The sequence below is a fragment of the Mycobacterium sp. URHB0021 genome, from assembly GCF_054057895.1.
Map to the genome: position 1 here is coordinate 2,522,104 of NZ_JBSRZT010000002.1, position 12,257 is coordinate 2,534,360.

At 67.4% G+C, this 12,257-nt stretch carries 14 protein-coding genes; 5 read left to right on the forward strand and 9 right to left on the reverse strand.

Going from position 1 to position 12,257, the window contains the following annotated elements; translation table 11 throughout:
- Positions 1 to 19: 19 nt before the first annotated feature.
- A complete protein-coding gene (locus ACVWWN_RS14685) occupies positions 20 to 874 on the reverse strand; it encodes a sigma-70 family RNA polymerase sigma factor (protein ID WP_457144553.1) in 855 nt (284 codons plus the stop codon).
- Between the two features lie 97 nt (positions 875 to 971).
- Here ACVWWN_RS14685 and ACVWWN_RS14690 point away from each other — a divergent pair, with 97 nt between their 5' ends.
- Entirely contained in the window at positions 972 to 1,373 is a 402-nt protein-coding gene (locus ACVWWN_RS14690) for a hypothetical protein (RefSeq protein WP_457144554.1), read from the forward strand.
- Here the strand turns inward: ACVWWN_RS14690 and ACVWWN_RS14695 are convergent.
- The 6 genes from ACVWWN_RS14695 to ACVWWN_RS14720 all read right to left on the reverse strand — a co-directional run bounded on the left by ACVWWN_RS14695 (position 1,346) and on the right by ACVWWN_RS14720 (position 6,795).
- Positions 1,346 to 2,020 (reverse strand): methyltransferase family protein, encoded by a 675-nt coding sequence (locus tag ACVWWN_RS14695; RefSeq protein ID WP_457144555.1) that lies wholly within the window; start codon positions 2,018 to 2,020, stop codon positions 1,346 to 1,348. The two genes, ACVWWN_RS14690 and ACVWWN_RS14695, sit on opposite strands and share 28 nt — an antisense overlap.
- A 10-nt stretch (positions 2,021 to 2,030) precedes the next feature.
- Positions 2,031 to 2,705 carry a methyltransferase family protein gene (locus tag ACVWWN_RS14700; protein ID WP_457144556.1) on the reverse strand — a complete coding sequence of 225 codons (675 nt, stop codon included), beginning with the start codon at positions 2,703 to 2,705 and terminating at the stop codon, positions 2,031 to 2,033.
- Between the two features lie 15 nt (positions 2,706 to 2,720).
- A complete protein-coding gene (locus ACVWWN_RS14705) occupies positions 2,721 to 4,340 on the reverse strand; it encodes an ABC transporter permease (protein ID WP_457144557.1) in 1,620 nt (539 codons plus the stop codon).
- The gene (locus tag ACVWWN_RS14710) at positions 4,337 to 5,272 is read right to left on the reverse strand and encodes an ATP-binding cassette domain-containing protein (RefSeq protein WP_457144558.1); all 936 of its coding nucleotides are present in this window, start codon (positions 5,270 to 5,272) and stop codon (positions 4,337 to 4,339) included. Before ACVWWN_RS14710 ends, ACVWWN_RS14705 begins: the two co-directional genes overlap by 4 nt.
- Positions 5,244 to 5,930, reverse strand: a complete 687-nt coding sequence (locus ACVWWN_RS14715) for a TetR family transcriptional regulator (RefSeq protein ID WP_457144559.1) — start codon at positions 5,928 to 5,930, stop codon at positions 5,244 to 5,246. The genes ACVWWN_RS14710 and ACVWWN_RS14715 overlap by 29 nt, the downstream gene beginning before the upstream one ends.
- A gap of 148 nt (positions 5,931 to 6,078) precedes the next feature.
- Complete coding sequence (locus ACVWWN_RS14720) at positions 6,079 to 6,795, reverse strand: O-methyltransferase (RefSeq protein WP_457144560.1); 717 nt, start codon at positions 6,793 to 6,795, stop codon at positions 6,079 to 6,081.
- A gap of 177 nt (positions 6,796 to 6,972) precedes the next feature.
- Between ACVWWN_RS14720 and sigE the strand changes: the two genes are divergently transcribed.
- The 4 genes from sigE to tatB all read left to right on the forward strand — a co-directional run bounded on the left by sigE (position 6,973) and on the right by tatB (position 10,197).
- A complete protein-coding gene (gene sigE, locus ACVWWN_RS14725; protein WP_457144561.1) occupies positions 6,973 to 7,734 on the forward strand; it encodes an RNA polymerase sigma factor SigE in 762 nt (253 codons plus the stop codon).
- 105 nt (positions 7,735 to 7,839) lie between these two features.
- The gene (gene rseA / locus ACVWWN_RS14730; RefSeq protein ID WP_457144562.1) at positions 7,840 to 8,235 is read left to right on the forward strand and encodes an anti-sigma E factor RseA; all 396 of its coding nucleotides are present in this window, start codon (positions 7,840 to 7,842) and stop codon (positions 8,233 to 8,235) included.
- 69 nt (positions 8,236 to 8,304) lie between these two features.
- A complete protein-coding gene (gene htrA / locus ACVWWN_RS14735) occupies positions 8,305 to 9,795 on the forward strand; it encodes a serine protease HtrA (protein ID WP_457144563.1) in 1,491 nt (496 codons plus the stop codon).
- Between the two features lie 3 nt (positions 9,796 to 9,798).
- Positions 9,799 to 10,197 (forward strand): Sec-independent protein translocase protein TatB, encoded by a 399-nt coding sequence (gene tatB, locus ACVWWN_RS14740; RefSeq protein WP_457144564.1) that lies wholly within the window; start codon positions 9,799 to 9,801, stop codon positions 10,195 to 10,197.
- Here tatB and ACVWWN_RS14745 read toward each other — a convergent pair.
- Both ACVWWN_RS14745 and ACVWWN_RS14750 read right to left on the reverse strand, forming a co-directional pair.
- Positions 10,194 to 11,048: a hypothetical protein gene (locus tag ACVWWN_RS14745; RefSeq protein WP_457144565.1), complete on the reverse strand. Its 855-nt coding sequence runs from the start codon at positions 11,046 to 11,048 to the stop codon at positions 10,194 to 10,196. The two genes, tatB and ACVWWN_RS14745, sit on opposite strands and share 4 nt — an antisense overlap.
- 52 nt (positions 11,049 to 11,100) lie before the next feature.
- On the reverse strand, positions 11,101 to 12,243 hold the full coding sequence (locus tag ACVWWN_RS14750) for an Mrp/NBP35 family ATP-binding protein (RefSeq protein WP_457144566.1): 1,143 nt from the start codon (positions 12,241 to 12,243) through the stop codon (positions 11,101 to 11,103).
- Positions 12,244 to 12,257 lie beyond the last annotated feature (14 nt).

Consider the following 12,257-nt stretch of genomic DNA (forward strand, 5'->3'; position numbering starts at 1 on the left):
TGTGCATTATGGGCGCGGGTCAGTCGAGGATGGCCAGACTGAAACGACTCAGGCGCGCCGGGTCCGCATCGATGTCGATCCCGGCGATCTTGGCGTCGATGACGGTGAACCGCAGCACCAGCGTCAGCCTGCCCTCGGGTGCGACGACAATGCCGACCGCCCCGTCGACCAGAGCCGTGTCGGCGAAGCGGGCGTTGGCCGCGAAGGCCCGCGCATTGCTGGCGACCGCGTGCGCGCCGCGAATTGTGGTCGCCGATCCCGCCGCGGCCGCGTCGACGCGCAGCACGACCTCGCTGTCCAGCACCGCCAGCAGGGCGTCGAAGTCGCCGTCGCGGGCGGCGGCGAGGAATGCGTCGACGAGCCTGCGCTGACGCCCGAGGTCGGTTGCCGGCCCGGGTGTCTTCCCACGCACCCGGCGCCTGGCCCGGGACGCGAGCTGGGCGGCCGTGTTCTCCGATCGCCCGACGATCGGGGCGATTTCGGCGAACGGCAGGTCGAACATGTCGTGCAGCACGAACGCCAGCCGCTCGACCGGTGACAGCGTCTGAAGTACCACCATCAGGGCCACCCCGACCGAGTCGGCCAGCACCGCTTCGGCTTCGGGGTCGAGGACGGCGCCGGGCACTGCGGTCGCGGTGACTTCGCTGAGCGGCTCGTCGGCTCGGGTGTTGCGGGCGCGCAGCATGTCGAGGCAGATGTGTGCGACGACGGTCGTCAACCAGCCGCGCAGATTGCGGACCCCGCGAATGTCGGCGCGGTGCATCCGCAGCCATGCCTCCTGTACGGCGTCGTCGGCCTCGCCGGCCGAACCCAGCATCCGGAACGCCACCGACCGCAGATGCGGGCGGTGCTCCTCGAACGGCTCCGTAGGCACCGCACCTCCCCTTGTCGTCGTCCGCGTCATACTCCGCGCGCGCGGGTCGTCACTCATATGACGGATGAACGCGGGCCGAGACGACAGGAGTGACGATATGAAAGCCCTGAGGGTGATCTTCCTCGTTCATGGGTTGATAACGCTGGCCGGTGCGGTGGTGCTCACCGTGTTGCCGACCGCGATCCCCTCGGCCGTGGGCATCGCCGTCGAGCGGCCGGACTACCTGCTCGTCTATCTGGTCGGCGCGGCCGAGTTGGCCGTCGCCGTGCTGTCATTCGGCGCGATCCGGATCACCGACCTCGACGCCTTGCGGCTCATCGTCACGACCTTCGTCGTGCTGCATCTGGCCAGTGGAATCCTCGACATCGTCTACCTGAGCCTGACCGCGGTGAACGCCACGATGATCACCAACACGGTGCTGCGCTTCACCGTTGTCGTCGTGTTCGTCGCCGGGTGGTCGGCGGCTCGCCATCACCAGAGGCCGGGCACCAGCCGGTAGGGCACCTTGTGCATGTACTCGTCGTAGCCGGCGAGCTCGTTGCGGAGCATCTTCTCCTCGTCGTCGATCCGCAAGGCGAGCATCGCCACGCCCGGGACGAGAGTGACCAGACCCCAGAAGGAGTCGAGCGCCAGTGGCATGCCCATCATCATGATCAGCGCGCCGACGTACATCGGATGCCGCACCATGCCATACAAACCGGTCGATACCACGGTCTGGTCCGCTTCGACCGTGATGGTGGCGGCCGCGAAACTGTTCTGGCTGACGACGATCATCGCCATGGCCAGCCCGAGCGTGACCAGGACGTCGCCGACCACCACGACCGCCAACGGCACCTGCGACCAACCGAGGCGATGATCGAGGGCACTGACCACACACACCGCGACGACAGTGGCGATGGTGCCCACGATGGCGAGCTTCTGCGCCGGTCTGGTCTCGGCCGTCGGGCCGGCGCGCATGCGGCGGCGCAGCACGTCAGGCCTGCGCAAGGCCCAGTACACGGTCGGGCCGCATGACAGCCCGGCGAAGATCGCGATGAAAACCCATGCCTGCCAATAGGCCAACGTCCCCGCGGGCCAGAACAGCAGCACACCGAAGAACAGCAGGCCGAACAGGCTCGTCACCACGGCCTGCACCAACATCTTCACGGTTGCTCCTTCACCAGACATAGGGCACCAGCCGGTAATGGACCCGTTGGGCGTAATCGGGATAGCCGGCGAGCTCCTGGCTCAGCAGCTTCTCCTCGTCGATGATGCGGGTGGCGAGCACCGCCAATCCCGGGATCACGAACAGCAGTCCCCAGTACGAACCGAGTGCCAATGGAGTGCCAATCATCAACACCACATTGCCGAAGTACATCGGATGGCGGACAACGGAGTACACGCCCGTCGACACCACCTTCTGGTCGGACTCGACGTTGATGTTCGCGGCCGCGTATCCGTTCTGGATCGTCGTGATCATCGCTATCAGCAGCCCCACGCCGACCAGCACGTCACCGAACACGGAGACCGCCGCGGGCACCGATGACCAGCCGAAGCGAAAGTCCAACGCGCTCACCACGATCATCGCAACTATCGAGACGAACGCGATCGTGATGATGACCTTCTGCAACGGCCGGGACTCGGCCGCGGGCCCCGCCTGCATCCGCCGTTTGAGCGCCTCCGGATTGGTTGCCGCCAGGTAGATACTGGGGATCGTCGTCGCGGCGGCGAACACCGCGATGAACGCCCAGCCGCGCCAGTAGTCGAACGTCCCCGCCGGCCAGAACACCATCAGCAGGAAGGCGGCGAGGCCGATGACGGTGGTCAGGACCGCTCGGAGTGCGGTTTTCATGTCCTTCACCTCTCTCTACAGTGCGTCGCGGCTGCGGTAGAACCAGCCGGCGCTCATGGTCAGCGCCGCGCCGACGACGACCATGACCGTCAGCGCGCCGATGGACAGACTCGACGGTGCGGTGGTACGGCCGACCGGTGACAGGTCGATGAGCCATCGGGGCAGCCGCAGCAGCGCACCGAGATACAGCGACACCACGACGAAGGTGACCGCCAGCCAACCGAGCCACGTGTGCCGGACCGCTACCGCCAGCGCTGCGACACCGGCCACCACAGCCATTGCGGGCAGGTATGCCGGTCCGGCCAGCGTCAGGCGCAGCACTGTGCCCGGTTCGCCGAGCGTGATGCCGGCGCCGAGCCCGTTGCCCAGCCCGGCGAAGAACATCAACACGAGCGAGCCGAGCAGGGCCGAGGCCACGGCAGTCATCAACCACGTCCAGCGCGACACCGCACCGGCCAGCACCGCCTCACCCAGGCCCGACTCCTCGTCGCTGGACACGCGCAGCACGGCGCTGGCGACATAGGCGGTGGCCGCGGCGGCCAGGAACTGCGTCATCGTGGTGTACACGCCATCGTTGCCCTGCGCGGTGAGCACCCGCGCCAGCAGCGGGTTGTCCTGCGCAGCATCGGTCAGCGATCTCGTCATCGAGCCAAATGCCAGCCCCGCCAGGAACAATCCGACGGCCCAGCCGATCGTCTGACCGCGATGCAGCGTCAGGTGCAAGCCGAAGACTCCCGTGATCGGGCGGGCGTTCGGCTTTTCACCGGCCGACGGGATGGTGCCGTCGTCGTATTGTCGCCGGCCCTCCAGCGCTGCGGCCAGCGCCATCAACGCGACGGCCAGTACCCCCAGCAGCGTGAACGGCCACCACCGCAGATCGACGAACGCACGCATCTGCTGGGCCCATGCGATGGGGGAGAACCAGCTCAACGCGCTGCCGGAATTGTTGATCACGTCGCCGATTCCGCGGATCAGTGCCGCGATGGCCAGCAGTGCCAGCGCCGCTCCGGTCGCCGTCCGCGATTGACGCCAGAGCTGGGCGGTCACCGCGGCGGCGGCACCGAACACCATGGCAACGCCGGTGACACCCAGACACATCGCCGCGGTGTCGGCGACGGCGAATCCCGTGGACGCCATGGCGACCGTCATGGTGACCGCCAGTATCGCGTTGACGCCGCCGGCGACGATCAGTGCAGCGGAGGTGCGCGCGTAGCGCCCGACCACCGACGACAACACCAATTCGGCCGCGCCGCTTTCCTCCTCGGAGCGCGTGTGCCGAATGACGGTGAAGACCGACAAGATCGACGCCGCCACGATCAGTGTGAGCATCAGCTCGTTCGCCATCATCACACCGAGGTCGGCTTCGTTGACGCCGAACATGGGCCCGCCCAATATCGTTCCGGCGGGTGTCTTCATCAGGTTCACCCGGGCGAGCCGCTGGGCCTCCTCCGGGTAGGCCATCTCGATCGTGTTCGGTGCGTAGACCATCATCAGCGTCAGAATCGCGATCCACACGCTGAGCCGGACCCGGTCTCGGCGCAGTGCCAGCATGATCAGGCTGCCGACGCCGGTCCACGGCGGGCCGGCCGCGGCGGCCTCATGGCGACCGGCGTGCGGCACCAGGGTGGTGGTCATCGCTCCACTCCCTGGTATTCGCGCAGGAACAGATCCTCCAGCGAGGCCGGTGTCACGGTGAGCTGTTCGATACCCAGATCGGTGAGACGTTCCATGGTGGAGTCCAGATCGGTGCGGTCCACCGAGAACCGGACCGCGTTGTCCTGGCTCTCGAAGTCGTGCACGTCCGCCATCCACTGCAGTCCACTGGCGTCACCGCGGGTGCGCACGGTGATGTTGGTACGCATCAGATGCCGCAGCTCCTCGAGGGTCCCCGATTTCACGGTGCGACCGTCGCGGATGATCGTGACGTTGTCGCACAGCTTCTCCACCTCGGCGAGGATGTGGCTGGACAGCAGGACCGCGGCACCGTGGTCGGCGACCTCCTCGACGCAGGTCTGAAACGCCTTCTCCATCAACGGGTCAAGGCCGGACGTCGGCTCGTCGAGGATGTAGAGCTCGGCATTGGTCGAGAATGCCGCCACGATGGCCACCTTCTGCCGGTTGCCCTTCGAGTACGTGCGGGCCTTCTTGTGCGGGTCGAGTTCGAATCGCTCGATCAACTGGTCGCGGCGACGGGTGTCGACGCCGTTGCCGCGAAGCCGGGCGAGGAAATCGATGGCTTGCAGGCCGGTGAGGTTGGGCCACAACGTCACATCGCCCGGCACGTAGGCGATCCGCCGGTGCAGTGCGACGGCGTCACGCCAAGGATCGCCCCCGAGCAGTCGCACGGTCCCACCGTCGGCACGCAGCAGTCCGAGCAGGACCCGGATGGTCGTCGACTTGCCCGCGCCGTTGGGGCCGAGGAATCCGGTGATGTCGCCCGGCGCGACCGTGAGGTCGAGGCCGTCAAGAGCCTGGGTCCGGCCGAACGACTTGGACAGACCGCGGATCTCGACCGCCGGCTGCGACCGGTCGGTCGGGTCAGCCCGCTTGTTTGTCTGGGCCGTCATCGCCATCTCCTTTGTCCGATGTGAACGTGACGCCGTTCTCGCGCTGTTCGAGGAATGCGTCGTACATGGTCGAGTCGGTCAGTAGGCCGTTCGAGTAGATCTCCAGCGCCGGCAGTACCATTTCCTCGCCGTAGTCGTGCAGCACCGCCCGCAGATCGGTTGGGTTGTCGTGCATTTGGAGGTACAGCAGGAATCCGCCGCCGTTGTTGATGCCGAGGAACTTGGCGCGGGCGCGCGGATCGCGGGTCGGCTTGATGAGGCCGGCTTGCACGCCTTCCTCGATGTAGATCTCGGCGTCGTCGATCATTCTGCGCCACAGCATTTTTGCCAGCTCGCTGCCGGACTGCATGCTGCGCACCAGGTAGGCCATCATCGGCGCGTACGACTCGATCTCGGCCATCTGGGCGAACCAATCGGCCGGATCCTTGCTCTGCAGCGACGCCGACTTCCCGGTGCGGATCTCTTCGGCCACGTAGTCGTCACAGGCCTTGCGCAGGCCCTCCTTGGAGCCGAAGTGGTGGATCACGAGCGCGGCGCTCACCCCGGCGGCCTCGGCGATCTTGCGCAGTCCCACGCCGAACCCGTGCCGCCCCCACTGGTCGATCGCGGCGTCGCGGATCCGGGCGATGCCCGTGCGATCGTCTGAAGCTGAACGCATGTTCAGTACACTAAACGCGTGTTCAGCGGATGGTCAAGCGGCTCCCCGTCAGGAATCCGTAAAAATGGTCAAACGCCCGGCGAAACAACGTTCCGGGTCGTCAATCCGCCCGATCAACGACCGGGAACGTTGTTTCGGGGCAAAGAAGTCAGTCGCGGGCGGCGGCGAGCAGGCCGTCGCCGAGTGGGACGAGCACCGGCGTCAGCCGCTCATCCTCGGCGATCAGCCGCGCGGCCTCACGGACCGCGCTGACTTCGGCATCGTTGGCGTTCGCATCGCCCGCACGGCCGCCGAGGGCGGCCCGATGCACCACGATCGCGCCACCGGGCCGGAGCAACCGGATGCCCTCGATGACGAACTGTGGCTGATCGGCCGGGTCGCCGTCGATGAACACCACGTCGTAGGACCCGTCGGCGAGGCGGGTGAGCACGTCTTGCGCCCGGCCGCCGATCAGGCGGGTGCGTCCCGGGCCGATACCGGCTTCGGCGAACGCCTGCTTGGCGGTCCGTTGGTGCTCGGGCTCGACGTCGATCGTCGTCAGCACGCCGTCCTCGCGCATCCCGGACAGCAGCCACAGTCCGCTGACGCCGGCGCCGGTGCCGACCTCGACGACGGCCTTGGCGCCGGTCAGCTTGGCCAGCACGCACAACAGTGCCCCGACCGCCGGCGTCACCGCGCCCGCGCCGATGTCGACGGCGCGCTCACGGGCAGCGGCGACGATGGCGTCCTCGGAGATGGACTGTTCGGCGTGCGCGACGATCGACTCGGCCCGGGTGGGCTTGGTCTGACTGTCGCCGCCGGTGCGGCCCCGGGTCTCACTGTCGCCCCCGGTGCGGCCCCGGTCCTGACCCGCCGCGTCGTCCATGTCCGCAGCGTAGAGCCAACCCGTGTTGCCCAACACCGCGACACGCCCGCGTCCACAGGCGAGAATGTGGGCGAAAACGCCCGGTTTCGCTCGTTGAAAAATGGGTAGCAATCTTTCTCAGGAAATGTTCAGTTTGCTCATATGCCAAGCACACCCCGGTCGGAGACGGTATGTCCCATGGAAGACGGCGGACGCTGGCATTTCGGGAATAACGACCTTGATATTCATGTTGCCATCGACATCGGGCCGTCGATGACCGGTGACGGCTCTGACCAGGAGGATCTGACGACCACCACGACAAATGCCGCTGCTGCCCCTGTCTCCATGGCGCATCGCGAGCAGTACACCGACGCGGAGTGGGTTGAGCCCGCCGACGAGTTGAGCGGCACCGCGGTGTTCGATGCGACCGGCGACAAGACCACCATGCCGTCATGGGATGAGCTGGTCCGTCAGCACGCCGACCGGGTGTACCGGCTGGCCTATCGCCTGTCCGGCAACCAGCACGACGCCGAGGACCTGACCCAGGAGACGTTCATCCGCGTCTTCCGCTCCGTGCAGAACTATCAGCCCGGCACGTTCGAAGGCTGGTTGCACCGCATCACCACCAACCTGTTCCTCGACATGGTTCGGCGCCGCGGCCGCATCCGCATGGAGGCCCTGCCCGAGGACTACGACCGCGTGCCCGCCGACGAGCCGAACCCCGAGGAGATCTACCACGACTCCCGGCTCGGCCCGGACCTGCAGGCCGCGCTGGACTCACTCCCGCCGGAATTCCGCGCCGCCGTGGTCCTGTGCGACATCGAAGGGCTGTCCTACGAGGAGATCGGCGCGACGCTGGGCGTCAAGCTGGGCACGGTGCGGAGCCGCATTCACCGCGGCAGACAGGCGTTGCGCGACTACCTGGCCACTCATCCGGACAGCGCTCTCAAATCTGCCTGAGTGTTCGCCGGTGTCGGGCACAGGCTGCCGCGCTACATTCAACTGAGTACATCATGCACACACGTACTTCGTGGGGACGTGCATAACGGGGAGAGGAGCTGGGTGATGGTCGACCCGGGACACGTGTTCCGACGCGCATTCTCCTGGCTGCCCGCCCAGTTCGCTTCGCAGAGCGAAACGCCCGTCGGCCCAAGGCAGTTCGGCTCCACCGAGCATCTCTCGAGCGAGGCCATCGCGGCGTTCGTCGACGGCGAACTTCGGATGACCGCGCACCTGCGCGCCGCGCATCATCTGTCGCTGTGCCCGGAGTGCGCGACCGAGGTGGACGCGCAGCGCCAGGCACGTGCCGCGTTGCGGGATTCCTGTCCGATCGTCATCCCGAGTTCGCTTCTGGGGATGTTGTCGCAGATCCCGCACGACACCGCGCAGCATCCGCCGGAGCAGCCGGAACCGTCGCAGTTAGCTGACGGCATGCCGCGTACCCGGCGCAGGCGCCGGTAGGGTGAATGCAAGTTCGAGCAGCGACCAGTGCTCGCGATGGCGGGCGCGTCAATAGAGGGTGATGAACGGGTGACCAATCTGGACCAGACCGGGCGCGAGCGCCTGGAGCCGCGCCCCGTCTCGCGTCCACCGGTCGATCCGGCCTCGCGACGCGCATTCGGTCGGCCCGACGGTGTCGACGGATCGTTCGTGGGCCTGGACCGCTATCGCGATCAGGGTGAGTACACCCCGACCGATCAGGCGCCGGACCCGGTGCTCGCCGAGGCATTCGGCCGCCCCTACTCCGGCGGTGACTCGCTGCAGCGTCATCCGGCCGACGCCGGCGCGCTCGATGCCGAGCGTGACGGGCAGGGCGCCGACGAACCGGACGACCCATGGCGCGATCCCGGCGCCGCCGCCGCGCTCGGTACGCCCGCGCTGCCGCAGACGGCGCCCGCGACATCGAACGTCGGAATGGGCAAGCTCGGTGTCCGCGACGTGTTGTTCGGCGGCAGGGTGTCCTATGTCGCGCTGGCCGTGCTGGGGATCGTCGCGCTGGTGATCGGCTTCGCCGGCGGCTGGGTGGGGCGCAAGACCGCCGAGGTGGTCGAGGCGTTCACCACGTCGAAGGTGACGCTGGAAACCGACGACAACCCCGATATCCCGGCCGGCCGTTTTGCCAAAGTCGCTGCCGCCGTTGCCGATTCGGTGGTGACGGTGGAGGCGACCAGCGACAGCGAAGGGTCGCAGGGCTCCGGCGTGGTCATCGACGGCCGTGGCTACATCGTCACCAACAACCACGTAATCTCCGAGGCCGCCACCAACCCCAGCCAGTACAAGTTGTCGGTCGTGTTCAACGACGGCAAGGAGGTCCCGGCCAACCTTGTGGGCCGCGACCCGAAGACCGACCTGGCGGTGCTCAAGGTCGACAACGTCGACAATCTCAGGGTGGCGCGACTCGGTGACTCCGAGAAGTTGCACGTCGGGGACGAGGTGATCGCCGCCGGTGCCCCGCTGGGTCTGCGCAGCACGGTCACCCACGGCATCATCAGCGCGCTGCACCGGCCGGTGCCGTTGTCGGGCGACGGCTCCGACACCGACACCGTGATCGACGGCGTGCAGACCGACGCGGCGATCAACCACGGCAACTCCGGCGGCCCGCTGATCAACATGGATTCCGACGTGATCGGCATCAACACCGCGGGCAAGTCGCTGTCCGACAGTGCCAGCGGCCTTGGCTTCGCCATCCCGGTCAACGAGGTCAAGAACACGGTCCAGACCCTGATCGAGGACGGCAAGATCGCCCATCCGACGCTGGGCCTGACCGCGCGATCGGTCAGCAACGACATCGCCTCCGGAGCGCAGATCGCCAATGTGAAGGCGGGCGGTCCCGCCGAGAAGGCGGGCGTCCTGGAGAACGACGTCGTCGTCAAGATCGGCAACCGCACGGTCGCCGATGCGGACGAGTTCGTGGTCGCGGTGCGCCAGCTCAAGATCGGCGAGCCCGCTCCGATCGAGGTGGTCCGCGAGGGCCGCAACGTGACCCTCACGATCACGCCCGGCCCGGACAACAGCACTTAAACGATGTTCGCCAACGTCGGCTGGGGCGAGATGCTGGTCCTGGTGATCGCCGGTCTGGTGATCCTCGGACCCGAACGGCTACCGGGCGCGATCCGCTGGACCTCGGGCGCGCTGCGTCAGGCGCGCGACTACGTCAGCGGGGCGACCAGCCAGCTGCGTGAGGATCTCGGCCCGGAGTTCGAGGACCTGCGCGAACCGCTCAGCGAGTTGCAGAAACTGCGGGGCATGACGCCGCGCGCCGCGCTCACCAAGCATCTGCTCGACGGCGACGACTCGTTCTTCACCGGCAAATTCGACGGGCCGGAAAAGGCGCAGGAGAAACCGGTGTCATCGTCGTCGCCGCAGCCGGTCAACCCGCCCGCGGAGCCGACGGCGACACCCTTCGACACCGACGCCACCTAGCCGGCCGGCCTGGCTTTGATCGTCGTGCGTTCGTTCAGTGAGACCGCCCAGTAGCGCAGGCCGATTCCCCATCCGGCCCAAGCGACGAACGCAACGAGGTTGGAGGGCAACACCCTTGGGTCGTCGACCGTGCTCAGCACCGTCAGGACCGCGACCAGGACCGTCAACGCCACCCAGCAGTGGAAGACCAAGCGCGCAACGGCGGCCCTCGACCCGTTGAACCTGTACAGCAGACACGCGCGCCGAAACGTCATCCGGCTTCTCGGCGCGACAGCGGCCCGAGATTCCTCCGCGCGCAACGACCAGAACCGGAAGGCCATCGCGATGAGCGTGTACAGGAAGATGCCGATGAGGTCGGCGTAGATCAGCCCACCCGAGAAGTAGTTGGGTATGCCGAGCGTGTCCGTTCGGCCGAAGGCGGATCCCAGCGCCCCACTGACCTGGAGGACCACCATGCCGATGAAGAAGTAATAGAAGCCGCGAAGAATTCTCGCGCCCCGGCGGTGCATCGGGTAGGCGAGGAGCAACCGCCGGGCGGTGACGGATCGCCTCTCGTCGGCATCCTTCTCCGGCTTGGAGACGGCGAGGAGTTCCGCGGCTTCGTCGAGCCAGGCCTGCGCGCGCGCGGCGGCCCGCTGTTGCGCATCGGGTGCGATCAGCTTGCTGGCGTTGAACCACTCCTGAGCGAACGCCACCTGCCTGCCGGCGTCTTCGACGGCCAGCTTGCGCCGGCCGTGTTGGGTTCGGCGTTCCCGCCAGTCGCCGATGACGAGGGCGACGATGCCGATTCCAGCGGTCAGGATCGGCGTGACCACCGTCAGGGCGATGCGAATGACCTGCTCAGAATCCATCGCGCCTGATGATGCCATCCCGGACGCGTCGCCGAGATCGATATGCCGACCGTCAGCGGCCGGCGGGATCCAACCCGAGCGACATGCCGGCGAGCCCACGCTTGCGACTGGACAGCGCGTCGGCGATGCCGCGCAATTCCTTGCCCGCCGCCGAATCGGGTGCCGACAGCACCAGCGGCACACCAGAATCACCCGCCGACACCAGCGTCGGGTCCAGGGGCACCTGGCCCAGCAGCGGTACGTCGGCGCCGACCGCCCGCGACAGGCTCTCCGCGACGCGGCGGCCGCCGCCCTCGCCGAAGATCTGCATGGTGGTGCCGTCGGGCAGCAGCAGGCCGGACATGTTCTCGACCACGCCGGCGATGCGCTGACGGGTCTGCAGGGCGATCGCGCCGGCGCGCTCGGCCACCTCGGCGGCGGCCAGTTGCGGCGTGGTCACCACCAGGATCTCCGCACCGGGGATCAGCTGGGCGACCGAGATCGCGATATCGCCGGTGCCGGGCGGCAGGTCGAGCAGCAGCACGTCCAGGTCACCCCAGTACACGTCGGCCAGGAACTGTTGCAGCGCCCGGTGCAACATCGGCCCGCGCCACACCACCGGGGTGTTGCCCTGGGTGAACATCGCGATCGAAATCACCCGGACGTCGTGGGCGACCGGCGGCAGGATCATCGACTCGACCTGGGTGGGCCGGTCGGTGGTGCCCATCATGCGCGGGACGGAGTGCCCGTAGATATCGGCGTCGAGCACGCCGACGGACAGGCCGCGGGTGGCCATCGCGGCGGCCAGGTTCACCGTCACGCTGGACTTCCCGACGCCGCCCTTCCCGGACGCGACGGCGTACACCTTGGTCAGTGAGCCGGGCTGGGCGAACGGGATGACGGGTTCGCGGGAGTCGCCGCGCAGCAGCTTGCGCAGTTCGGTGCGCTGCTCGTCGTTCATCACATCGAGGCTGACCTTCACCGCCCCGGTGCCGGGCACATCGGCGACCGCGTGGTTGACGCGCTCGGAGATCTCGTTCTTCTTCGGACAGGCCGCGGTCGTCAGGTAGATCTCGACGTGCACGCCGGCATCGGCGTCGACGGTGACGTTCTTGACCATCCCGACTTCGGTGATCGGCCGCCGTAGTTCGGGGTCGATCACCTTACCGAGCGCGGCGCGAACCGCGGATTCCAGGTCGGTGCGATTTTGTGACATCACCTGCGAGTCTA